Raw genomic sequence first — 24,721 nt, 5'->3', positions numbered from 1 at the left:
GCCAATTTAGACAGCCTATCATTTTACAAATTTCAGATTCCAGGTGAGTTACGCAAGGTATGGATGAACGTTTTTGTTTTAATGCGCATTGCAGAGCTGAATTTGCCCGAGCTGAGATTCGATTTTTGAATTTCCAACATGATTAAGACTGATTTTCAACATGATACCAACGGGACTACACACCAGTCGTATTGCTAAAACATTTGCAATCAGTCTGGTGGTGGCAATTGTGCTTGCTGCCGGCGTATTTGTCTGGACGCTGCGTTTGCAAGAAATACATAAGTGGGAAAAGCAGACTGAAACCTTCAGCGTTGTGCTGGCAGAAAACACCAGTCAGCAGATGGATTTTGCTTACACTGCCCTGGGTAATATCGCTGAACGAATACAAGACCGTTGGAGTATCAGCGCAGAATACCTGTCATCCAAACTTGGCACCTACGATTTCCATCAATTTCTGAAAGAAAAGGTTGCCCTGTTTCCGGCGATTGAGGTCATTTCTATTCTCGACGTCAATGGGAATGTTATCAGTACGTCCAGAAATTTTCCGTCACCCGCCTATAACCTTGCTGATCGCGACTATTTTCAGGTGCAGCGCGATCATCCTACGCAAGGAATTTATCTCAGTAATCCGGTGCGCAGCAAAACGACTGGCGACTGGATATTTTTTCTCAGCCATCGCCTGACTGGCAGTGATGGTGAGTTTATTGGTGTTGCCATCATCGGCATCTCACCGAAGTTTTACACCAAATTTTATGAAAAACTGAACGTTGATGGTCATGTTTCCATTTCACTGCTGAGAGACGATTTTACTTACCTGGCTCGCTGGCCGGACACTGAAGCAGTCATGGGAACGAGGCACGCTGCGGCCAGCATTCACCATCGCAGTATTGATGCAGACGATAGAAAATCGCTTGTGATCACCTCCGATACTTCCGCTCTTGAATATGGGAAGCCCAGCATAACGGCTATCCAATATCTTGAGAAATATCCATTGATTGTTTATTTTTCTGTGGATGAAAATCTGTATTTATCTGACTGGCATGCGATCAGCCTGGCGGTTGCTATAGTGACCGTTGCTGCCATTGCCGCCGTGATCGCTGCATTTCGTGTATTGATACAGTTATTCATACAAAAAGAAAGTGATATGCAGGTGATGACGGAGCTGAAACGTGAGGCTGATGTCATTAACCGGAACCAGACCAGACTGTTGCAGAATCTAACGGAACAGCAGAAAGCACTAAAAGAATCATCCGACCGCTTGCAGGCGATTTTTCAGAATGCTGCTGATGGTATTGTGATGACGGATGATACCGGCATTGTCGAAGCCATTAATCCTGCTGCTGTTGCCATCTACGGGTATTCATCCGAGGAGGTGGTGGGCAAGGCAAATCATTTGTTCTCACCGGATGGCAAGCTCGATATGCTGGAAATTGCGATCAATAACGACGATTTCCAGCAAACAAGGCGTTTGCGTATAGAAACGGAACGCCTGCGCAGAGATGGCAGCTTGTTTCCGGCTGAACTGTCGATCAGTGAATATAGTCTGGCTGGAAAACGTAAGCTGATCACCATCGTGCGTGACATTTCTGAGCGTCGCAAAATAGATCGCATGAAGAATGAATTCATTTCTACGGTCAGCCATGAATTACGCACGCCTTTGACAGCGATACGCGGCGCTCTCGGATTATTGGTCGGAGGGGCGGCAGGATCAATACCAGAAAAACTGCAGCCTTTGATTTTGATGGCGCATAAAAATAGTGAAAGTCTGACGCGCCTGATCAATGATTTGCTGGACATCCAGAAAATTGAGGCCGGGAAAATGGATTTCGCATTTGAACGCCTGCATTTACTCAGCTTGCTCGAACTTGCTGTGCAACAAAATCAAAGTATTGCAGAGGGGCGCGGCGTCCGGCTGGAAATTGATGTGGATTTGCCAAGAATACGGCCCATTGAAATTAATGTTGATCAGGGACGTTTCCAGCAGGTACTCGCCAATCTGATCTCGAATGCCTGCAAATACTCACCGGAAGGTGGTGTCGTGCGTGTTATTGCGTTAGTCGTCAGCGCTTGTTCGGTACGTGTATTGGTCACCGATCAGGGCGGCGGCGTGCCGGAAAACTTCAGAGACAGAATTTTTAAGAAATTTTCTCAGGCAGATTCGTCTGATACGAGAGCCAAAGGCGGAACCGGTCTTGGATTGGCGATTTCCAAAGTGATTATTCAGCAAATGCACGGTGAAATAGGTTTTTATAATTTGCCCCCTGAGCAGGGCGGCGGTGCTCATTTTTACATTGATTTGCCGATTGTGGCGGCGTCGCAATCGCTTATATCAAACCTAAGTCCCGTCCTTTGATTCCATTGAAAACGGTGTCGAGTTGCCGGGGATTGAGTCCATATATACGACTGAACAGACCGCCAAGTACGGCACGATATTCATTTAATACCGGATAGTCGCGATTTTGAAATAATTGGCTAGGCGTCAGTGTGACCTGTTCCCCGTAAATCTGACCACCGCGTACGCTTCCACCGAGCACCCAATAAACGCTGCCATGCCCGTGGTCAGTGCCACGTTTTCCATTTTCACGGAACGTACGTCCGAATTCGCTGATCACAACGACAGTCGTGTTACGCCACTGGTCGCCCATGGCATTTTTGTAGGCGAGCAGACCGCGCCCGAGTTCCTCGAACTTATTTGCCAGCACGCCTGTTTCTGCACCCTGATTCACGTGGGTATCCCAGCCACCGACATCAATAAATCCTAGTGCATATTTTTCCCGCATCATTCTGGCAATGCGCTGCGCTTCCAGCTCAAATCCTTTGGTGCTGATCGCATTGCGGTTGGCGGCGTTCATTTCTTCCTGCATCTCTTTCACCACTTCCTGACGAACAGCGAAGCCTTCATTGACTTGCTGCGCCAGCGCGGTCTTGCGATACATTTGTTCTATCAGTTGATTCTGATGTTCGTTCAGGCCAGATTTTGCAATGCTTTTTAATGCTGTATTCCCGACTTGTACATTACCTTGCAGAATAAGTGGCAGTTGATCAGTAAATGCCATTGCCGGTGCAGATTTTCCGTCATTTTTCCCGCCATTTATTACGGCTGCCAGGCGGTTTAAAAAGCCAGAATGAAAATTCCGGGTGGTATTGAGTGCTTGCCCGAGTTCTATACTGTCCTGCGTTTCAAAATGACTGCGCGATACATCGTCGATACCAGCAAAAGGAATAAAGGCGATTTCCTTACTCTGATACATAGGGTAGAGCGTGTCGCGCAATGCCGGATGTAAGCCCCAGTCGGCATTCAATGCGATAGCAGCGCCTGGTTCGTTGCCGGGACGTCTGATTGCAATAGTCGGACGGGATTCATAATAAAAATCGCTGGCCGTCGGCACCAGAAAATTGCTGGCATCGTAAGCGCCACGTAAAAATACCAGCAACAGACGGTTTTGCGTAGCCGGTGCTGCAAGTAACTGACTACTGTAAGTGATACCCGGCAACGCAGCCATACTAACCAGGCACTGCAATAATTGGCGACGGTTCATGTTGATTTTCATCCGGTCTGCTTGTTCATCATATGGTCAGTTGTCGATCGCTGTACCCGCGTTTATTTACTAACGGCGCATCATGTCCGGCGAGGCGAGAAATAAGGTACTCCACTCCGCGGGTGTGGCTGCCTGTTGTAATGTCTGTTGTGTGTCCTTGCTGAATGTCTGCACCCAGTTTTTGACATACAGCGAGCTTGCAATGGCCGGTGTACGCGGTTTTTCTGCTGAAATCTGCTGATCTGTTTTGAAGAGTGCAGGCGTGCCATAGGCGATACTGCGGGCGACATCAAAGCGGACTGTCATTTGTCCGGGGCTCGCCCAGGCACTTTCTGTCATGGTGTATCCGTCCGGCGTCTGCCTGCCGTTGAATGGCTGCCCCATCATGTTGAGCCAGTTGATGATCGGAGCGGCATTGACGATGCAACTCCCGTCGTACGCAAGCCGCATGGAGGAAACAGCGTAGTGCACGGGATCTTTGAATTTGCGTCCTAAGGAAGCAATAAATTCCTGCGAGTCAAACATCGTACGCAAGGTGACAGGAATATCGCCATCGCTTTGCAGAAAGCTGTTAGCCATCGCTTGTATCAGATTTTCTGACGGCGTGTCAGAGACGAAATACGTCGCCAGTTTCCGGCTGATAAAGCGCGCCGTAGCTGGTTGCCTGCTCAGCAATGTCAGTGTTTCCTCAACTTCATTGATACCGCGACCTTTGATGTTGTTACCTAATATCTGCTTGTTGCCAAAATCGTGTCGCTGCGGATTGAATTCAAACAAACCCTTACGCAGATAAAATTTACTTAATTCGGCTTTAAGTCTTGGTGTGTCTGTGCCCAGATTAACACCGACGCCAGTAAGCACCCGCGCCAGTTCTTGCACGTCTTTCTGGGTATAGCTACTATTGACCCCCATCGTGTGTAACTCCATTAATTCACGGGCATAGTTTTCGTTAATGCGACCATTTGCATTATGTTCGTTATCGAGATAGCGCAACATCGCCGGGTGATACACGGTGGCTTTGAGTAATTCGCGGAAATTACCCAGAGCATGCGGGCGTATCGCGTGTTCCTCAAAATCGCCGACCATGGCCCTCAGATTATGTTTGCCCGCATGGATGTTGAAATGATTCATCCAGAACCATGTCATTTGTTCCTGCAACTGATTCGGTGAATAGATATCGCGTAAAAGCGAGCGTGTTGCAGCTTCTTTGGCCAGACGGTTCAACTCTTGCTGATACTCTTTTCGCAGACTGTCATCGGTGCCCTTTTGCTGTTCGGCGACGACGCGTTTATGCTCCAGCTCCCTGACGATATTCTCTATTGGTTGCTGAGAAATTGTCATCGCGCTGATTTGCGCCTGCACTGTTGGCGGCACGACGCTGGCCCGTCCACGCAGTTGCTGGTCAAGGAACTTGTCCATGCCAACCGCTTGCAATTGTTGATAAGTAGAGAAGTTACTACCCCAGGTCAGCCGATTGAGCAGCAGCTCTGGCTGGACGTTCGCTTTCGCAAAAGTATTGCTGCTGGGAGGAAGAAATCTGGATGGCCCGGCATCCGTTACCTTGTTTGGCGCGGGTGACGTCGTACATCCTGACATTGCGAAAATGAGGATGAAAACCGGGCTTAAAGTCAGCAGACGCTGTAAAGGTGAGTCGCTCAACATGGAAGTCACTTCTCCGGGCACTATCGATGGCCATCAGCATACAACGGATTGTCCGGCAATTGGATGACCTGCGAGTGACGAAATGCAACCGAGTGTGAGCGTTACCTCATTAAGAGTAACAGGTCAGATGACGTCGTCACTCTCGTCGGACAGACTTTCCAGTGGCGAGCTGTCGGTCTGATCCTGATCAAAATAGCCGGGGAGCAGGCCGCCGTCAGCATTGCTGAGATTGGCCGTTGAGGAGTTGTCTGCCATTGTCTGATGCGAATTGCCATTCATCAGATGGCTGATGCCCTGAAACAAAAAGGCACCGGCAGCGACACTCGCGGCTGTTGCGGCGACGGTCCCCAGCATGCTGCCACCCGTGTTACCGAAAAAACTGCTTGCAGGCGCTGTGGCAGCGGCGCCTGGCTGGCTGACAGGCACGGCTGCCGTCGCCGGATAGGCCGCTAAAGGTGCGCCAGTGACTGAGGTGCCGGTATTGGAGGGAATATTTAGCGGGCGACTGCTGGCACTGTTGCCCCAGTTACTTGCGGCAGGATCGAGAAATTGTGTGGGTGTCGTCGGATTTTGTGTGGCATTGAGTGCTTGTTGCTCACGCAAATCTGCCTGCAGGCTGGCAATCTGACTGTTTGCATTTGCCAGCGCCTGTTCCAGTAATAAGGCCCGTTGTACTAATAAGTAGCTTGCATCCGGCTGCTTGCTGATTGCCTCGCTGATCAGGCTTGCGGCTTGCGGGTCTTTGGCGACGCCTTGTACCTGAACCAGCTGGGCGAGAAAATTTTGCAGAACCTGCATTTCTTGTGGTGACATCGTTTTCTCCTGAAATAAGCGATATGGGCACTATCTGGTCATGGCCTCGGCTTTTTCAATGCATGTTTATAGTCAATGCTCGCGTAATGCCCGCCGGTACTGTATTGCTTCCGCGACATGGGCCGAACTGATGTGATCCGCACCGGCCAGATCGGCGATGGTACGCGCTACTTTCAATACGCGATGATAGGCGCGGGCTGACCAGTTAAATTTACTCATGGCATTTTTCAGTAACTGATCTGCACTGCTGTCCGGGCGGCAGTAAGTATCGATTTCTGTCGTGGTGAGTAAATTGTTGACCTTGCCCTGACGTCGTTGCTGGCGCTCAAATGCGGCTTCAACACGTTGCGCCACCACCGGGCTGGATTCTCCTGTCGCTTGTTTCAACAGATCCTCGTGCGGTAATGCTGCGACCTGAATCTGTAAATCAATGCGGTCCAGCAAAGGGCCGGAAATTTTATCCTGATAACGAGCAATACTGTCCGGCGTGCAACGGCATTTGCCATTACTGTGGCCGAAGTAGCCGCAGGGACAAGGATTCATGGCGGCGATCAGCTGAAAGCGGGCCGGAAAATCCGCTTGCCGGGCAGCGCGGGAAATAGTAATGTGCCCAGATTCCAGCGGTTCACGCAATACTTCCAGAACGCGCCGATCGAACTCGGGAAGTTCATCAAGAAATAAAACCCCCTGATGAGCCAGTGAAATTTCGCCGGGACGAGGCGTGCCACCTGTGATATTCTTAAATAGTTGCGACACTTTGTCTCGAATTTCAATTACTTAGGACATAATTTTGGAAATTTCTGCGACGATATTTGGTAAATTAGATGCGACTGACTCCAAAGTAGATAGAAATAGCTGCGACGAAGCGCTCCCCCGTCAGACGCGGAAGATCAAGCCAACGCGGCGCAGTGTCTCGGGTGTTCATCCTTTTCGGGGGGAGGCGTCAATTCCGTTCGAATCGACGCTCGAAAGAGACTTCTTACTGCGAGCGGAGTTCCTCACAGATGTCCTTGACGTAATCCCTCAGCCAGTTCAAGTGCCGTTTATTGGGAACAATGGACAGCGCTATATCTATACACCTGACTTTCTTGTGTACTACAAGCTTGGCAGCAAAAATTACTGCAACTATCCCAAGCCGGTGCTGGTGGAGGTGAAGCCTGAGGCTGACTGGCGCAAGCACTGGCGCGAGTGGCTGCCGAAATGGAAGGCCGCCCGCCGCTATGCACTTACCCAGGGATGGATTTTTCACGTGGCCGACGAATCGCGGATTCGCGACAAGGTCTTCGAGAACGTGAGGTTCCTGGAACGATACAAACGTATGACGTTTGCACTCGAAGATAGCGAGGCTGTTATTTCCAGCGTGCGGGACATGGGGGCGACACCCATCCACTATCTTCTCGCTAGGCACTTCATGGGTTTGTATCGTGGTGAAGGGGTCGCACACCTCTGGTCATTGATTGCCTCACGGCGCCTCGATTGCGACATCTCCCAACCGCTTAATGAAATTACTCAAGTGTGGATCCCTCATGCCTAACGACGCCGATGTTTCGATGCCCAACGAGGTCTTTGAGCCCGTCCGTGACCGTGTAGATATCGGCGTTGGCATGTTAGTTCGACGTGGGGACGATGTTTATCGCATTGCACAGGTCCTCGATTTCGAATCCGTGATCGGGGTGGATGTCTCGACCGGACGTAGCGCTTCCTTACGCTTGGGGGACTTGCGCCCGTTGGCACGCGATGGGAAAGTTCCGCAGTCGTCCAATGTGGACATGGCCGAGATTGCCGATGAAGATTGGCGAATTGCTCAAAAACGCCTTGCTGCAATTAAACCGCTGCTCGACAGAATGCATATCGGGAGGGAAGATGTTGAGCTGCGCGGCACGGAGATCGGTGTGGATCCGGCCACTCTATATCGCTGGCTTCAGCGGTACAACGCATACGGAGTCGCATCGGCACTAATTCCGCAGAAGCGCGGCTGGAAGGCTGGGAATAGTCGAATCGGAGCGGAAGCGGACGCGTTGATCGAACAGGTCATCCGGGACTTCTACCTAACGCCCCAGCGGCCCACGGCTCAAAAAACAGTAATTGAGGTTCTGCGCGCATGCCAGGCTAAAGGAATCAAGGCTCCAGGCGCTTCCACGATCAGGGCACGGATTTCCCGGATCGCGGAGAAGGAGAAACTGCGGGGGCGCGGTTACAGGGAACAAGCAAAGAATAAGTTTCTTCCAGCATCGGGAAGCTTTCCGAATGCCGACTTTCCGTTGGCCGTGATGCAGATCGATCACACTCCTGCCGACATCATTCTGGTCGATGACGTTTTTAGAAAACCGATAGGTCGGCCGTGGATTACGCTTGCCATTGACGTTCATTCCCGCATGGTAACGGGTTACTACCTATCCTTCGATCCTCCATCGGAAACATCTGTTGCGATGTGCGTAGCGCATTCCATCCTTCCGAAAGACGATTGGATGCTGCTCCATAAGGTAGATGCGGAATGGCCAGTATGGGGAATACCAAAAACCATTCACGTCGACAACGGCGCAGATTTCCGTTCGAATAATTTTCAGCAGTCGTGTCTGATGTACGGCATCAGCCTGGAGTTCCGACCAGTGAAACAACCCCGATACGGTGGCCATATCGAGCGCATGTTGGGCACGTTGTTACGCGAGATCCACGACTTGCCGGGCACAACATTCTCGTCAGTTAAGGCGCGCGACGGGTACGACTCGGAAAAACACGCGACCATGACGAAATCGGAATTCGAAGAATGGCTGGTAGCCCTCATCTGCAAGGTCTATCACCGGCGCCTTCATTCGGCAATTGGCTTGTCGCCGACACGCAAATGGGAAATCGGGATTTTCGGCAATGCTGAGATTCATGGCGTGGGTGTCCCGCCACGACCGACCAACAGCCTGACAATCTTATTAGATTTTCTGCCTTTCTTTCGACGCACGGTACAGACGTTCGGTGTGACCATTGACGGACTCTCTTACTATGCTGAGGCGTTGCGGCCGTGGATCAATGCTCAAGACCCTGAGACGAAGAAAAAAAAGGATTTGATCTTCCGACGCGATCCGCGCGATATCAGCTCCATATGGTTTTTTGATCCGCTGCTAAAGCATTACTACAAAATCCCGCTCGCTGATTTGGCGCTGCCGTCGATGAGCATCTGGGAGTATCAGCAGGCGCGGGAACAGCTTCGGAAAGAAGGGATCGCAAGTGTCGACGAGCACCAGATTCTCCGGGCGATCACGGAATTACGCAGTCGAGTAGATGACGCGATGGAAAAGACTAAGACTGCACGACGCCAAGCGCAACGCAGGAAGGAACATGCTAAGAATATTTCACCGGCTCAGCCTTTGCCTGCTTCTTCGGCGTTGCCTAAACCTTCGGCAATGCCGGTGACAGATGGTCTGCTCGATGGTGACATTCAAGATTTCGGAGATATCGCATGAACGAGTACGAACACATTCATCCCGATTTTCGCCATGTGATGGCACTGACGAATGCGGAGCGACTGAGCTTTCTGGATCAACCTCGCTGGATCGGCCACAAGGTTGCCCAACACATTTTGGATACCTTGCAGGGTCTTCTTCTCAAGCCGACCAGGCCCCGTATGCCGAATTTACTGATCGTTGGCGACTCTAACAATGGAAAGACTACAATCATCGGTCGGTTTCGGCACCTGTGCGGGCAAGGATATGTGAATGAGGAGGCTGAACCGGTGAAGCCGATCATTGTTGCCGAGGCACCGCCCAGTGCGGACGAAAAGGGTTTGTATATTTCCGTTTTGGAGCAATTCTTTGCACCTTACAGGGCGACAGATCCCACGTCAAAACTTCGGTACCAGGTTATCCATCTTTTTCGTTCATGCCACGTGCGCATGCTAATCATTGATGAATTTCATTCGCTGCTGACAGGATCTCCCGTCAAGCAACGTGAGGTGATGAATGCGATTAAACTCATGTGTAACGAACTCGCCATACCAATCGTAGGCGTAGGGACACGTGAAGCGGTACGAGTGCTGCATAGCGATCCTCAGCACGCAAGCAGGTTCGATGTTCTTAGTTTGCCCCTGTGGGAACTCAATGCTGACTTCCAGCGCCTCCTAGCGGGATTTGAAAAAGTCTTGCCCTTGCAACAGCGCTCAAATCTGCATTCGCCCGAGACAGCAAAATTGCTCCATACAATTTGTGAGGGAAATACCGGGAATCTTCATCGGCTGTTGGTAGAGTGCGCCGGCGAAGCGATCAAGTCAGGAAAAGAGCATATCGACAAGTCCATAATCGAAAGTAAAGCATGGTTGCGGCCTACACGTGGCATCCGGGAACTGGTCGGGTAGTGAGCCGATGGCCTGTTCCAGTGGCGATGGCGCCAGACGAGCTGTTGTCGACGTGGCTAGTGCGCGTTGCTTTATCGCAGGGTACAGACCCTCTGGTGCTGGCTAGTCACCTCTGGCCGCGATGGCGGGTCTGGACGATCGATTTTGACCGAGGCATAAGCGATGAACGTATTAGCCGGCTTGCTCGTGATTCCGGGATTGAGGCTGGGAAGCTTAGTATGGCCTCTCTATTGCCGATCGCATCAGCTATTGGATTGGAGAGCGGGGCCGCTAGCGCGATCTGGCACTGGATTCTTGCCCTGGGGTCCCGTAACCGGAAACGACATGGCGGATTGCAGTACTGTTCCCTTTGCTTGGCCACCGACGCTCAACCATACTTCCGCTTGCAATGGCGTCTGGCATGGCACACGTGCTGCGCTGTTCATCATGTTGGCCTACGCGATCGCTGCTGCCACTGCCAATTGCCTATCGAGCCGAATCGACTATGTGCGTTCGATACGATGAGCACTTGTTCCACTTGCAAGCGAGATCTGCGACAAGGCGTGATGCTGCCGGCCTCAAAGGCAGCGCTTGCGTTTCAGGAGCGTGCTGACCGTGTGGTGATCACCGGATCGGGTTCCTACGGGGTCCATCAACTGCAAGTGAAGGAATGGTTTCATCTTGCACGCTATTTTCTGATGCTCCTGCGCTGTGCCGCTAGGCGTCAGATATCCTGCCTCGGTAAATGCCTTGCTGGTCTGGTTCCTGGTTCGTGCTATTTGCGGCCACCCATTACCGGCCTGGGTTTTGAAATGCTACCGACATCGGAGCGCTCGAGCTTTCTCGAAAGTGTCGGTGTGCTGATGCAAGCCGGTCCTGAACAACTTCGAAGTGCTGCGGTAGCCAATTCCCTGAAAGATACGTCGCTGCGGCAGGGATGGAGATCTCTGCCGCCATGCATTGATGATATTGTGCGCGAGATGCCGCAGCTGATGCGCTCACGCAATGCAAGGAAAAATTCAGACCCAGCTCCGGTATCGAGGCAGACTGTATTGTACAAATGGGCGCGCCTACAACGAAAGATGCGACGAATTTCATGAACAACAACACATCGCTCCAGCAGCAATGCGACGAATGTGGCAGGGACATGCTGAAGGCGCATCGCATCCAATCTGGCCGACGATTTTGCGGGACATGCTACCAGCGCGTCTTTGAGTCTCGCCAATGCCCGAGGTGCACCGTTCTACGGCGGCTCCCGAAAAATGATCCGAATGCGATATGCCGCCAATGTGTGAAGGATGCACCCTGTGCACGCTGTGGAAAGACCGAATACAAGATCGGAAAGGTCACGCTATTCGGACCGGTGTGCAATAGTTGTTCAGTCTATTTTCGTCCCCCGAGTTTGCCAAGTCAGGCATTAATAGGTGCCGATGCACACCGGTCAGTGGAATCCCAGGATCAGAACGTTTCTGAACGTGGCACTTGCCAAGATTGCAGACGTCACCGTAGCCTTTTAATTTCACCGGAAGGTCGGAAACTATGCTCAGTCTGCTTGCGAGACGGCCTCGTTCCTTGCCCATGCTGTGGTACTGATATGCCAGCTGGAAGGAGAAATTCCTGTGAGGATTGCTATTGGAGGGATACCTATCTGAAGCGGCTGAGGCTTGATGAGGCGGGTTTGTCGAGTCCGCAGTTTGTTCAAAGCTTTCACCGATTTGGGCTGTGGCTCATTGAAAAAATTCCAGCGCAAAGAGCTGCTTTAACGATCCATCGCTATTTTCCATTTTTCTATGAAATGGAAAAGTGTTGGGGCAAAGTTCCCTCTTACGCGCAGCTGCTCATTCATTTTACGGCGGAGGGATTGCGGCGCGTGCGACTTCCGATGCGCTGGTTATCTGAGACTGCGCAAGTGGTCGTCGATGCCCAGGAACGGGAGGATGAATCCGATCTTCGCCGCATTGCCGTTATCGTTGCGTCTCTTCCAGAGGGAACGCCAGCTGCACAAGTTTTGATTGCCTACAATAGCGAACTACAGTTGAGGATAGCTGCCGGTAGTATCTCGATCAGAACAGCACGCTTGGCGTTGCGTCCCGCGGCATCCCTGTTGGCCACTTGCGAGAAGAGCGGATTCCAATTGCCCGGGCAGGACGCGCTGGACAGTTATTTGCTCAATTCCCCTGGCCAAAAGGCTTCAACCTTTGGCTTTGTTTCATTTATAAATAGCCGCTATGGATTAAACCTTGTCGTTAGAGTAGATAATCAGAAGACGCGGTCCATGCGCCATAAGCAGCTCGAAGCGAAAATGGTCAAGCTCCTTGAAAAAGGGCAGCGCGACGATGCATTCGAGGCGGAGTGGATCTCAATTTCGCTAGCGTATTTCCACGGCTTGCCACGACGTGTTGGCAAGAAATCGAAACGTTTTTCGTTCTCGACTGATGTCGAGGGCAATTTCTCCGTTGTCTTGAATGGGCAGACCTATTGGTTACCCCACTGGGACTATCGCTCGGGGTCAGTGCCTGATTTTACAGCGGTTTAGGCCTTGTCTTGGAGAGCTTCAAGTGATTCTTTCGAGACGAGCTGAGTATTAGCATCCAAGCCGCCACTCTTTAGCATTGGGACGCCACTACCGTTTCGCCTTCAGAATCAACCACTGATTTGCCTCGCATTCAACCACCTGTGACACTTAGCTCAACCAAGTGCGGTCAAACTCTTCAGCTACATAGTCAACCACCACCCCGTCAACATAAAGTCGGCCGCCAACACGCGCTGGTAACCAATGCCTCTAAAAGTGAACCGCCACCCAAAGTACGGGTGGCGGTCACCCCGGTATGTCGGCAATGTGACCATCGACATGGCATCGAACCGTTACTTCTTAGGCTTGGTGGTCTTCTTTATCCCATTAGGCCCGGTACCGGCACGCATGGACTCACCGGTCAGTTTAAGATTATACGAACGATGGATCACTCGATCCATCAGCGCATCAGCTACGGCCTTTACGTTGAATAGGTCATGCCGTTTTCAACTTTGCATTGGTTTGCCACTGTCTCACAATTGCAAAGCCCAACTCGGCTTCCTTGCATCGGAGAACTTTATTGCCATGAGGCTAGTGCTGGAATTACAATGGCTTGTCGTTCCCCTGTTCCGAGTCTTAATTTGGTCCGCGTTAACGTAGACCTTGCAGTGAGGTAGCCCCGACGCTATACGATGTCGAAAGTATCCTGATGTCGCCGTGATGTATAGGTGAAAGAGCGAAAAGGGGAGCGACCTCGTTTTATTCATCTTGTGTGAAGCAGAGCGCATGAGTACATTTCCACTTGGAATTTTGACCCGCAATTTTGTGGAGTCGCTGTCGGCGAACTTGTTCGGTATGCCTTATTCCGATTTGCAGAAAATCATTTACCCTTCCCCTCGTTACAAGTCCTTCATAATAAATAAACGTAATGGATCGCCGAGAGTGATTCATGAACCTCGTGCCAAGCTAAAGGCCTTGCAGGATAAGGTTTTACTATTCTTGGAAGAAAATGCTGCACCTGTAAAACCTTGTGTTCACGGCTTTATAATAGGAAGAAGTATTGTAACTAATGCAAAAAAGCATTGTTCACCACAAACCAAGTTCTTGCTCAACGTTGATCTGAAGAACTATTTCCCATCGATTAATTTTTATCGGGTGAGGGGTATCTTTATGAAGAAACCCTTTTCGTGCTCCCATGCTGTCGCTACGGTATTGGCGCAGATTTGCACTCACAATAACGAGCTCCCCCAAGGCGCGCCTACGTCGCCGTTTTTGGCAAATCTTGCTTCGCGGCGTCTCGACACTGAACTAATGGATCTGGCCAAGCGACATCGAGCGTCCTACACACGCTATGCGGACGACTTGACGTTCTCTTTTTCGGTTCGAAAAGCTTCTAGCTTGCCGGAAAATATATGCTCATACGACAGCGGTGTCTTGACCTTAGGCAAGGAACTAATTTCTACGATTGAACATAACAGTTTTAATATCAACCCTGTTAAAAGCAGGATCAGTACGCCTTTGCATCGAATGGAGGTCACAGGGTTGACCATTAACGAGTTCCCGAACGTGAAAAGGAATTTCGTGGACTGGGTTCGAGGTACGCTCCATGCTTGGGATAAGTATGGATTGGCTGCCACGCAGGTTGAGTGGGAAAGGAAGATGGAGGCGGCGAAGACGTCTCCTTACGAGAAGAAGCCTTGGCGACGCCAACGTAGGTGTAAAGGGTTTCCATCCTTTTACAAGATTTTGTGGGGAAAGTTGCTTTACTTGCGAATGGTCCGAGGCCCTAACGATGCTTTATACACTCGTTTTGCCGAGCGCTTTAATGGGCTCTATCAAAGGGATATGGGGGGGGCTGCCCTGTTGCTACCGATTGAAAATATTGTACGAAATGCCGCAGATGTTGAGCGGGCCGTATTTGTGGTTAGTTGGATGGGGGACTATCAATTGGAGGGTGGTGCCAGTGAATTCTGCGCAAGCCAAGGTACAGCATTTGCCTACATGTCCGCTAACAAATTGATTACTTGCGAGCACGTCCTGCGCTGTGAGCTTGAGGTTAATGGTCAAGTCTTGATGGTAGATTTTCAAGATGCGCAAATGAGAAATGGGGAAATGACTGCGCACAGTCCCACTCTCGGCTTTAGTGTGCCAGTTCGGGTAGTTCACCGGGATCAAGATCGAGATCTTGCTGTTCTGGAATTTGTTAATCCGCCCCCTGCCAATATTAGACATTTTGTGGGTCGGGATTCATTAATCAAGCGAAATGAGCATGGAATTCTCGTGGGCTATCCAAACTGGAATCCAGGCCGAATCGCTAATCAAGCGGCGGCTAATGTGTTGAATCGCTTTCCTCGCCGAGGACTTCAGCGGATTGAGATATCAACAAATATCCGAAGGGGCAATAGCGGCGGCCCATACGTGGACGAGTTATTCCGTGTCGCAGGAGTTGCGCAAGAGGGTGCAACGCAAGCCGATGGCAATGATGAGTGCCTGTGTGTGGAAGAGTTGGATAAGTGGCTTGATTGACGGATAGGCTATGAGTCTACTCCAGAGTAGACCAGAAAGCGACAAGAAACAAGAAATCCCACGAACCGAAATTCGTGGGATTTTTTGATAACTCTTGGTAGTCCATGCGGGTCCTGCGAGCAACGATTGAACGGATGGTGATGCCTCGAACGTCGGCCGAACTCGCAGAGCACGTAGGGTTAATCGACCTTATTTGGCTTATGTTGTTGCTTCAGTTTTAGCTGAGCCACTCTCTTTGCAAGGGTCCATTCCTTAGTTTTTTTCACGTTTTTTATATGGGACTCAATTACAAAATAATAGTTTGGTCGGAATGCCTTGTTTGGTGATTCGATTAAGAGTCGTAATATGGAACAGAGCTCAACTACCGCGATGTGCCAGCGAGTTAGTACAACAACATCTAGATTTTTTAATTGTTGGCTAACTTCGTAATTGATACCATCGCCGGAGCGATTTATTGCTACCATCCACTGTCCATGCGCGACCTTATTGCGAAGAATACTCGGGTCTGCCACATACTGTTCCAATATTTTTAATATTTGGCTTCGAATGTCTACCACTTGCTTGTCGGCACGTTTTGTAACCAAACGCTTTAGCCCGAGTTCTAAAGCTTTTTTCCATCCTTCGGCTGCACTGCCGTTCTTAATGGATTGCTTTATTTGAAGAATTTGCGATGGGGAAAATCCATACGGCGTATGGATTAGTTTCGAAAAAGCGCACTCTGTGTACGCGCAATGTAGAAGCATAAGCTGTTTCGTTGCTAGCTCAACTTCGTATTTTTGATCTTTTATTAGGCTTTTATTGATCGTGCGTACTTGGAATTTCCATGCTTTCTCCAAAACCTGGAGATTTTCAACTTGAGCCTGATATATTTTTAGAGTCTTCTCAAAGCTCACACTTGCTCCTTAATTCGTATTTGAGTCGGGGAATCGAACCCCAATCTTCTTTCCGGAGAAAGACGTTTTACCAAATTAAACTAACTCAGCAGGTGTATGGTAAACCAAGAAAGTTATACGTGACAACTATTGCTTGGCGCGGGCAAGGCTCTGGATATTAGGGGTTAGGCGAATACCGTCCGAAGCGGTCAGATAGCGACCAGAAACAAAAAAGCCCACGAACCGAAATTCGTGGGCTTCCTTGATAATTATTGGTAGGCCGTGCGGGATTCTAACCTGCGACCAACGGATTGAAAGTCCGTGTCACTGGTGGCGAAACTCAACAATCATATGCGATGCTAAAAGGTGGCGGCTTCGGTGCTATTACTCAACGGGCAGGGATAGCAAGGTCACGTGATCTACTTGATGCCTACCGAGGCATTATCAATTTATAAAGTGCATTGACAACAAATGTAAAGCTTTAGTCGCGACGACACGACTTCGACTTCTGACCAAGGTAAAACGGCTTGACTAGATAGCTTATGCATAATAATATGCATTTATGCATTATGAATTAAAGAAAATACGGCCAATCAGCGACATCGCTCGCGACCTTCGCGCTTTCTGTGAAGAACAAGGAATTACTCAAGAATTCCTTGCTAAAGCCTGTAATCTCAATCAGTCACAGGTGTCCAGATTGCTGGATGGAAAGTCGAAAAGGCTCACCAAGGGAATGCATAGTTTATGCATTTATGCATCAATTCCTATGCATTTAGATGGCAATTACGATCCAGCGTCGGATGCTAGATTGATGGGTGCACTTCGTGCTGCGGTACAAAGCAGTGTTGCACGAGCGCGGCAGATTGAACGATTGATGTTTATCTTGGCGGAGAGCTAATGGATCGAACAGAACGCGAATACGACGTGGCTTGCACCGTCATACCAGTCACAGGAATTAATACCAGTGGCCTAGTGAATCATTCCATTATCAGTGGCGTCCCAGGAAGCTCACCACTATTGCGTTGGGCTGGGAGTAAAAAGAAACTACTGCCAAAATTGTGTGCGGCCACACCAACACATTTTGAGCGGTACATTGAACCCTTCGTTGGGTCGGGAGTGTTATTCCTTCTTATCAATCCGAAGCGAGCTATTCTGTCTGACCTTAATCTGCATCTAGTTCAAACCTACAAAACCATAAAAGCTGATGCTGAGATGGTTTGGAATACGGTAATGACTTGGCCAGCAACAGAACGGTTTTATTACGAATTGCGGGAGATTAATCCGCTCGGTCTCGACTCATATGCAAGAGCAGCCAGATTTATTTATCTGAACCGGTACTGTTTTAACGGCGTGTATCGCACTAATCGCCAAGGCTTATTCAATGTTTCGCGTGGACAGGGGAATTTGGGTATTCCTGACTTGAGTATTTTCAAAGGTTTCGCTGCTAGAATACGAAAAGCACAAATAATAAATTGCGATTTCGAAAAAACGATTGATAAGGCTGAGAAAAACGATTTCTTATACCTAGACCCACCATATGCTGAGTTAGGAAAAAGGGACCGTGGTGAGTATGGTGCAGGAACGTTTAAGCGTGATGACGTAGACAGGTTGATTAAGGCAATGCACCGGGCTAATGACCGCGGTGTGAAAGTATTGTTATCCTACAGTGCAGATCAGTTGGATTTAAAACGCTTAAAGGAGTGGCACGTGCATGAACTTTCAGTGATGCGAAATGTAGCAGGCTTCACTGGGGCGCGTCGTACGGCGCGCGAAGTTTTGATTTCGAATTACGAATGGACAGACAATGTCTCAGCCTCAACGTGTAAAAATCGCAGTCGTAAGTGACCTTCATTTTTGCAATCAACGCGCAGTAGGCACTGGCTCAGAACACTCGCACATTGTTCTTCAACGTATCAAGGAAACAGGCGGCAAAAATCCTTGGGCAGATTTACAAGATCTGGTTCGCGGTGAGAATCTTCGGGCAGACCTGTTGCTCTGTCCGGGTGACATCACTACCCATGCAGCACACGGCCCATTGAAAGCAGCTTGGAGTGAGCTCATCGATCTCGGGGAAAAACTTAATGTAAAAAGCACAGCGTGCGCTACGGGAAACCATGATGTTAGCTCTCGTTACAAGGACGACAATCTAAATCCTATCCATGATTTAGATAATCCGCACGACCTGTTCGAGAATCTAAAAATGCTCAAACCAGATTATCCCCTGCACATAACTGGCGAACAAACCACGTCACCTGCCGGGCGGAATCGCCGTGTGCATTATTTTGGTGCTGATTTTGTCGTATACGAAGACGACACGGTGCGACTCGTTGTTTTCAACAGCTGTGCCAGACACATTACCGAAAATACAAGCTACGAGCGAGGCAGTATCGCACACTCCACGCTCGCCGAACTGGAAATCCAGCTAAAGGAAATGACGGCAACGAAAATCAATATTTTCCTCAGCCATCATCATCCCATTGTCCACACTCAAGACGGTGTCGGTACCTATGACTTTATTCACAACGGTGACTTGTTACTTGAACGATTGGCCGACCACGGTGATTGGATCGTCATTCACGGACACAAACATGATGGGAAAATACGTTACGCCCCTGGCTCGGCCGGCTCATCGCCTGTAATTTTTTCTGCTGCAAGCGTAGGAGCATTACTCTCCACCGAAGAGTTGAACAAATACCGCAATCAGTTCTATATGATCGATATTGAACTGCCAGCAACCGGATGTCCGCGCGGTACTGCGCAAGTATGGAACTGGCATGTTGGTCGAGGCTGGGCAAAGGCTGTCGACACTAAAACAGGTCTTTCCGACGGTGTAGGTTTTGGTGAAAGAGAACATCCCGATGTTCTAGCGGATATGATTGCTAAGGAACTGGAAGGTAATACTGGCACTTGGGCTCAACTTGTTGGTCAGCTTAATTTCCTGCAGTATCTAACCCCGGACGCCTTACGCAAAGTACTCCAAAGCTTGGAGCGTAGGCACTCTCTGGTTGTCCTGCGCGACCCAGATTCTGGGCAGATTATCGAGATTGGCTAGGAACATAGAATGAAAGACCACGAAATATCTTTTCTACGTGCTTTCAACGCGAAGGAAATGCCAGATCAAGAAGTGGCTCGCTCTTTCGTCCCGTCAACCAAGTTTTCCGAGCTTGCTGGCGACTGGAATTCACTTCTGCTCGGTCCAAGAGGAAGTGGAAAGACCACCTTGCTGAAGATGCTTAGACTATCAGCACTCCGACTTTGGGATCACGAAAAAGCCGATGCCTATCGGACCGCCATCAAATTTACAGGTATATTCGTACCAGCTGATATCACCTGGTCCGAAATGATAGAAGCCTTGGGACGGAGAAAATTGGCGGCCAAGCTGCGCGAATCGATCGTCCAAAGTGTCTTCTGCACCAATGTGCTGCTCGCCTTAGTGGAGGCGTTCGAAGCACGAATTACACCTACTCTAGGTGCCAAGGCTCAGAACTATCGCGTTGCCGAATATGATCCTCAGGCTCTGCGAGCGGCGCTATCAACCATCTGCGAGTTTTGGGGACTAAAACCAAAGCTCATTTCTCTCAGTGGGATGAAGGCGGCGTTGCAGTCTCGCCTACTGCTCATCCAGGCAGAGGTGACGAAATATATTAAAAGAGACGATGCTGATTCAGTTCAACTTGAAGACGCGTTACCGTTCCTATATTTGCATGCGATCACGGCTGTAGAAACGGCAGTCAACCAATTCGATACTGCTATCAATGACGCCGCAGGCAAGTGGGCATTGTTATTCGATGAGTTCGAAATCGCTCCAGCTGAAATGCAGGATATGGTGTTTCGCCGTTTTCGTTCTGCTGGCAACAAAATAGTTTACAAAGTTGGACTAGCTCCCTGTACCGCACACACAATGACCAGCCTGGCCAGAGTGTCGGAAGCTACTTCGACAAATGATTACGTGGAAGTTAAGCTTTGGTATCCTGAAAAAAAAGCCGCGCTGGCATTCTCGGTGAATCTATTCAGATCCATCTGTGGTCGTAGTGCACATGAGAGTGATGCTGACCCGATTGCGATCTTCGGCACAAATGCATTTGTAGTTGACGACGAGGATGATCTCGGCGCAGTCCCTCAGCCTTATGGTAAAGGGGATGAGTGGAAAGCGGTCTTCAAATCCCTACAGATAAAGGATGAGAGTTTCAGGAGTTTTCTCGAAAATAAAGGAATTGATCCAGATTGTCTGGACACATCTCCGACCAGCCTAACAGGCAACACGGTTAGGAAGATTGCACCACTTGTGGCGTTTCGTGATGCATTCCGGCGTGAGGGAGTCAATGCCACAAAACGAGGGCGTAAAAAACTCAATTTTGCTTACTCCGGTTGGGAAGCGATTTCCGCTATTTGCGAAGGTAATCCACGTTGGCTTATTGGCATCATGAACATGATGCTTTCGGCCGAATCGTTGAATACTTTTTCGGTTAAACCAAGTACTCAGGTCGACAAAATCAAGGAAGCCACGGAGTCCTTTACATCCATGCTGGCATTGGCCCCCTTGGCATCCCGAGGTATTCAGACGCAACAGCCCATCGATCAGCTGCTGCGCCATATCGGCGAGTATTTCTTTACGCGCTTGGTACAGGACGAATTTGTGGAGGAGCCTCCGTTGTCGTTCCGCATTGATGAGAAGGTCTCTATCGACGTTCAAGCGGCTATCCGTATCGCTATCAATCACGGCGCCTTGATTCACATACCGGATACGGGTGAGAAAAACGCCAGCTTTGATGACCTCATCGGGAAGCGTTTCCGGCTTGCTTATCTTCTGGCCCCGCGCTTTAAGTTACCGCTACGAGCAACAAAGTATGCCGCATTGAGCTCGATTCTGGCATACGTCAAAAACGCGAAGGCGGATAACGTCATTCCAACATCTAACCAGATGAATTTACTATGAGGTGTCAATGACGATCACCATTCGAAACCTCAGCGAGCTTACCTTAAGTGAGATCGTGGCGTCAAAAGACTACGATTTGTTCTTCGGCTTTCTCTGTCACGAGAGCCGCAGCATCCATATTCTTAAACGCACCCATGATAAATGTAGCAAGAGGGTAATGTTCATCGAGTCAAGTAACGATGCGCCCGCAACACAGACACCCCATCAAACATGGGCAAGGAAAGCCCTTACCGTAAGCCTGCCAATCAAAGATGGTGCACTGGCTGATGACAGCCTTGAGTTACATGTCCATAATCTCCTGAAAACATGCACCTCCAACGAACCCCTAAGGGTGTTGCTTGACATTTCCAGCATGCCGCGGTGCGTTATGGCGGCTCTAATCGCAGCTTTCGAGGATTTACCGTCATCGTATACTTCAATTGAAATTACTGTGGCTTACTGTTTGGCAAAGTATGTACCGCCTCCAAGCAATCATGTATCAAACAAAGTCGCCAAACCAGTGCATGCAAATTTCACGGGCTTTGCAACTGATCCTGGATTGCCGGTGGCCTCGATCGTTGGCTTGGGATATGAAAAGGGAAAAGCACTTGGTGCCGTTGAGTATCTTCAAAGCGCAGATTGGTGGGTATTTGTGCCAACCTCTGAAGAAGCAAAGTACTTGCGTAAGGTTGAAATGCACAATGCCACTATATTGAATGGCGTGAGAGACCAACAGCGGTTCGAATATTCCGTGCACTCTCCGCTCAATGTACTTACTCTCCTAGAGTCGTTAGTCGCCAGTCTGGTGAGGACGCACAAACCAGTTCTGTTACCGTTTGGTCCGAAAATATTTTTCTTCTGCGCGCTGCTAACGGCGTTAGTACATAAGCGGTGTGCAGTTTGGGATGTTTCCGGCGACAATGAACCAGTTCGTACAGATGTGACTCCGTCGCCTTATGTCATGTGCATGCAATTTGATTTCATTCGATCATAAGTTTTGTTCGAGGTTCCTCGCGCTGACTTGAGGCACATGTATTTATTAACCAGCTAACGTCTGCCAACGTTTACAATGCATTTTCTCGGCAATCTGTCCAACATTCGCCACGATCTCATTTGCTGGTCTCTGACTTGTCATTGCAACCTCATGTGCCGCCATAATGATCATTACCATCGGGGCCTCGTCCAACAGATGTAAAGCATTCGCTATCCGGTTGTTTGGCACTTGGCCAGTCAAAAGGATCATCTTCAACTCATCTTCGGTTAGCTGGCTTCGATAGCTTACATTGCTAGTGTTCGCTGCCATCCAGAGCCATTTTTTCGGATTACGTGTTTTAACCGGCTCAAGCGTATCGAATTCCAAACATAGCAGTCGATAAAGCGAGTTCGGGTCGCTCCGATCGTTTTCGACGGCAAGCCGCTGCGCTTGCTCCAAGGTCAGCCCCAGTTCGTGACAGCGCTGCTCGATCATCTGGCTAATGTCTGCGCTGACATGGCTCACTCTTTGAATGCCTTCTGTACTGGTTTCCATTTGATGAAATCAATCTCCGCATAACGCAGGCCGAGCGACCGCAACTCAGCCAAAGCCATTTCTATTTTTCTAAAAGGTTTCGGGTTCTTACACTCCGACTTCAATACGAATTCTGTACTGCCGCGCAGCACGATTGCCCAGAACGAACCAGTGACAGACTGAATCACTGCACTCGACTTGATCAGTGTTTTTGCGGCGGCGGTTTTGACATGCAATATTATGCATATTGTGAAACACAATCAATTTAAAGTGAGGTGGATTAGACATAACATCCGTTCTGTGTACCCCCTTGGGCTGCTTAAACGCACAGATAGATGGTTTGCTTTCTTCTAGAGTTACCGTATTGTCGAGATGCAAGGCAGCTGGATGTCAACTGCCCTTTACGCGAAGCCAGGCAAGCGAGCCAGTGGCTTTGCGCCCTTCTAGACGATCTATCCCCACTGGAGGGGGTGCTTTGATCACGCGAACTGCAACCCCCAGCAACCAAGGAGCCCTTTATGCTTAGATCAATGAGCGAATTGCAGTCTCTAAACGATTAATTTCGAAACTTAATTTATAGCGCGAAATATTCGGTTTTTTCGAGCGCCGAACTGGATCGATAATGATTTTATGCAAAGCAGGCGTTATCGCCCTGTTCATACAGATTTGAAACTCATACTCATCGTCAAAGATAGCCTCGATGAGTTGAGCTTCATCATTGATTAGCACAGCCCGTAGCGGACACGCCTCGATCGCGTTTAGCAAACCCTGATCAAAGGAAGTCACTGCTGGAACGAAGAACGATTCCTTCTTAAATTCACTTAGCAGAGTTTCGCACCATCTAAAAAAGAAGAAGTCCCATGCGAGAGCTCCAATCCGTTTAATCGATTTTTCTTTTGGGCTCTTCAAAGCGGGCTCGTCAAAGATTTTCAGCCGGGATTCGGGGAGCGCAAACCCTTGCGCCGCTTTCCAACCGAAATAAAGTTCTTTCAAAGGAAGCACCTTGAACGAATTCAGACAAAATTCAATTAAAACACGTAGGGTTTGCTCGACCGATGATCCAGCCCAAGATTCAAGCATCGTGCGAAGCATCACACAATACATGACATCGCGGCGGCTTAAGGCTTTCCAGGTTTCACGGTTTTGTAAGAAGACATCCCAATGTTCTTCGGCGCTATCGATCAAGCTAGCAGAATTCAATCCTGGCTCTTTAGCACAGAGTTCAATTGCTTCTTCTATCGTGGGACTTGAATCGAATAATTTGGCAGCCATGACTTTCTGGTACGGCCAAGGGTTCTCCGCGCGTACCACTTCGCGCACATTTTCTAGTGCAGCAAATGTCCAGTCGAAGCTCTTATTAAGATTCACGCTCAGACAATTCAGGGTGGCGATCATGCTTTCTCGGGTGGTGAAGTCTTCACCTCGCAAGAGCTTGGGCATATCAGTCAGAAAATTTGTATCGAGCAATACCCTGACTGGATAGGTAATTTTCGCCTGACTCGCATGCATTTGGTGTTCAATTTCGTCGGAGAACGCGAGAAAGCCACTGCCGCAAAAAATGTTGTGGACAGCGACACTCTTATCGTCCGACTTGATCAGCGATTGGAGCGGGGTTCCAGCTATGTCAGATGCGTATAGCATCCTGATACCAGAGAAAGCTTCCCGATCTTGCCCTATTATTTCGTTAAGGGGCATTTCCGGACGACTGCTGACTATTGCCATTTTTGCACGTTGCATCAATTCTATTGCTTTAAGGCGATTTCCATCCATACCTGACTCCTTGAACATGACGAGAATCTTAATTATAACTGTATATATATACAGTTATAATTAATTTTCAAGGGGTAAGTCAAGTAGCATCAAGGAAACGATCAATGGCTTAGCTTCGAGTAACGCAACAGTAGCTGTTCTTGGATCGCAATTTGGAGAGATCGTGCGTGCCGAGGCGAGATACGCGAAACACTCGATCGGCTAACAATAGCGCAACATAAAATGGCGGATTAGATGAAGTTTTAATTTTTCGAACATAGGTCACCTTCACGCAACACTGCCCC

18 protein-coding genes and 1 pseudogene are annotated in these 24,721 nt (G+C 49.4%); 12 read left to right on the top strand and 7 right to left on the bottom strand.

What is annotated here, in order from left to right; all coding sequences use genetic code 11:
* Window positions 1-160: 160 nt before the first annotated feature.
* The gene (locus H8K38_RS06310; protein ID WP_186883949.1) at window positions 161-2,353 is read left to right on the top strand and encodes an ATP-binding protein; all 2,193 of its coding nucleotides are present in this window, start codon (window positions 161-163) and stop codon (window positions 2,351-2,353) included.
* Here H8K38_RS06310 and H8K38_RS06305 read toward each other — a convergent pair.
* From H8K38_RS06305 to H8K38_RS06290, 4 genes and pseudogenes are all read right to left on the bottom strand, one after another.
* Entirely contained in the window at window positions 2,325-3,539 is a 1,215-nt protein-coding gene (locus H8K38_RS06305; RefSeq protein ID WP_186884200.1) for a DUF1501 domain-containing protein, read from the bottom strand. The two genes, H8K38_RS06310 and H8K38_RS06305, sit on opposite strands and share 29 nt — an antisense overlap.
* A gap of 69 nt (window positions 3,540-3,608) precedes the next feature.
* Window positions 3,609-5,201, bottom strand: coding sequence for a DUF1800 domain-containing protein (locus H8K38_RS06300; RefSeq protein WP_186883948.1), 1,593 nt, complete (start codon window positions 5,199-5,201; stop codon window positions 3,609-3,611).
* 123 nt (window positions 5,202-5,324) lie between these two features.
* Complete coding sequence (locus H8K38_RS06295) at window positions 5,325-6,014, bottom strand: DUF2076 domain-containing protein (protein WP_186883947.1); 690 nt, start codon at window positions 6,012-6,014, stop codon at window positions 5,325-5,327.
* Between the two features lie 72 nt (window positions 6,015-6,086).
* A pseudogene (locus H8K38_RS06290) lies at window positions 6,087-6,743 on the bottom strand (ATP-binding protein); the annotation flags it as partial.
* Window positions 6,744-6,804: 61 nt separating this feature from the next.
* Here H8K38_RS06290 and H8K38_RS06285 point away from each other — a divergent pair.
* The 6 genes from H8K38_RS06285 to H8K38_RS06260 all read left to right on the top strand — a co-directional run bounded on the left by H8K38_RS06285 (window position 6,805) and on the right by H8K38_RS06260 (window position 15,373).
* Window positions 6,805-7,548, top strand: coding sequence for a TnsA endonuclease N-terminal domain-containing protein (locus tag H8K38_RS06285; protein ID WP_255422847.1), 744 nt, complete (start codon window positions 6,805-6,807; stop codon window positions 7,546-7,548).
* The gene (locus H8K38_RS06280) at window positions 7,541-9,469 is read left to right on the top strand and encodes a Mu transposase C-terminal domain-containing protein (protein WP_186883946.1); all 1,929 of its coding nucleotides are present in this window, start codon (window positions 7,541-7,543) and stop codon (window positions 9,467-9,469) included. Before H8K38_RS06285 ends, H8K38_RS06280 begins: the two co-directional genes overlap by 8 nt.
* On the top strand, window positions 9,466-10,356 hold the full coding sequence (locus H8K38_RS06275) for a TniB family NTP-binding protein (RefSeq protein ID WP_186883945.1): 891 nt from the start codon (window positions 9,466-9,468) through the stop codon (window positions 10,354-10,356). The genes H8K38_RS06280 and H8K38_RS06275 overlap by 4 nt, the downstream gene beginning before the upstream one ends.
* Window positions 10,314-11,435 (top strand): TniQ family protein, encoded by a 1,122-nt coding sequence (locus tag H8K38_RS18680; RefSeq protein ID WP_370587067.1) that lies wholly within the window; start codon window positions 10,314-10,316, stop codon window positions 11,433-11,435. Before H8K38_RS06275 ends, H8K38_RS18680 begins: the two co-directional genes overlap by 43 nt.
* Before the next feature lie 578 nt (window positions 11,436-12,013).
* Entirely contained in the window at window positions 12,014-12,871 is an 858-nt protein-coding gene (locus H8K38_RS06265; protein ID WP_186883943.1) for a hypothetical protein, read from the top strand.
* A gap of 762 nt (window positions 12,872-13,633) precedes the next feature.
* Window positions 13,634-15,373 (top strand): reverse transcriptase domain-containing protein, encoded by a 1,740-nt coding sequence (locus H8K38_RS06260; RefSeq protein WP_186883942.1) that lies wholly within the window; start codon window positions 13,634-13,636, stop codon window positions 15,371-15,373.
* Window positions 15,374-15,552: 179 nt separating this feature from the next.
* On the opposite strand, the gene H8K38_RS06255 is transcribed toward H8K38_RS06260, so the two are convergent.
* Window positions 15,553-16,266, bottom strand: coding sequence for a hypothetical protein (locus tag H8K38_RS06255; RefSeq protein WP_186883941.1), 714 nt, complete (start codon window positions 16,264-16,266; stop codon window positions 15,553-15,555).
* 541 nt (window positions 16,267-16,807) lie between these two features.
* Between H8K38_RS06255 and H8K38_RS06250 the strand changes: the two genes are divergently transcribed.
* The 5 genes from H8K38_RS06250 to H8K38_RS06230 are packed head-to-tail and all read left to right on the top strand — an operon-like array spanning window position 16,808 to window position 22,154.
* Window positions 16,808-17,143 (top strand): helix-turn-helix domain-containing protein, encoded by a 336-nt coding sequence (locus H8K38_RS06250; protein ID WP_186883940.1) that lies wholly within the window; start codon window positions 16,808-16,810, stop codon window positions 17,141-17,143.
* Window positions 17,143-18,090 carry a Dam family site-specific DNA-(adenine-N6)-methyltransferase gene (locus tag H8K38_RS06245; protein WP_186883939.1) on the top strand — a complete coding sequence of 316 codons (948 nt, stop codon included), beginning with the start codon at window positions 17,143-17,145 and terminating at the stop codon, window positions 18,088-18,090. Before H8K38_RS06250 ends, H8K38_RS06245 begins: the two co-directional genes overlap by 1 nt.
* Window positions 18,050-19,297 carry a metallophosphoesterase gene (locus tag H8K38_RS06240; protein ID WP_186883938.1) on the top strand — a complete coding sequence of 416 codons (1,248 nt, stop codon included), beginning with the start codon at window positions 18,050-18,052 and terminating at the stop codon, window positions 19,295-19,297. Before H8K38_RS06245 ends, H8K38_RS06240 begins: the two co-directional genes overlap by 41 nt.
* A 9-nt stretch (window positions 19,298-19,306) precedes the next feature.
* On the top strand, window positions 19,307-21,181 hold the full coding sequence (locus tag H8K38_RS06235) for a hypothetical protein (protein ID WP_186883937.1): 1,875 nt from the start codon (window positions 19,307-19,309) through the stop codon (window positions 21,179-21,181).
* Window positions 21,182-21,188: 7 nt separating this feature from the next.
* Window positions 21,189-22,154 carry a hypothetical protein gene (locus H8K38_RS06230; RefSeq protein ID WP_186883936.1) on the top strand — a complete coding sequence of 322 codons (966 nt, stop codon included), beginning with the start codon at window positions 21,189-21,191 and terminating at the stop codon, window positions 22,152-22,154.
* A gap of 45 nt (window positions 22,155-22,199) precedes the next feature.
* Here H8K38_RS06230 and H8K38_RS06225 read toward each other — a convergent pair whose 3' ends face one another.
* Both H8K38_RS06225 and H8K38_RS06220 read right to left on the bottom strand, forming a co-directional pair.
* Window positions 22,200-22,688, bottom strand: a complete 489-nt coding sequence (locus H8K38_RS06225) for a hypothetical protein (RefSeq protein WP_186883935.1) — start codon at window positions 22,686-22,688, stop codon at window positions 22,200-22,202.
* A 501-nt stretch (window positions 22,689-23,189) separates the two neighbouring features.
* Window positions 23,190-24,437, bottom strand: coding sequence for a hypothetical protein (locus H8K38_RS06220; RefSeq protein ID WP_186883934.1), 1,248 nt, complete (start codon window positions 24,435-24,437; stop codon window positions 23,190-23,192).
* Between the last annotated feature and the right edge of the window lie 284 nt (window positions 24,438-24,721).

Origin of the sequence: Undibacterium sp. FT79W, from assembly GCF_014284215.1 — a bacterium.
GTDB lineage: Bacteria > Pseudomonadota > Gammaproteobacteria > Burkholderiales > Burkholderiaceae_D > Undibacterium > Undibacterium aquatile.
Note: the sequence above shows the minus strand (reverse complement) of the source record. Positions and strands in the feature narration are given on the sequence as shown.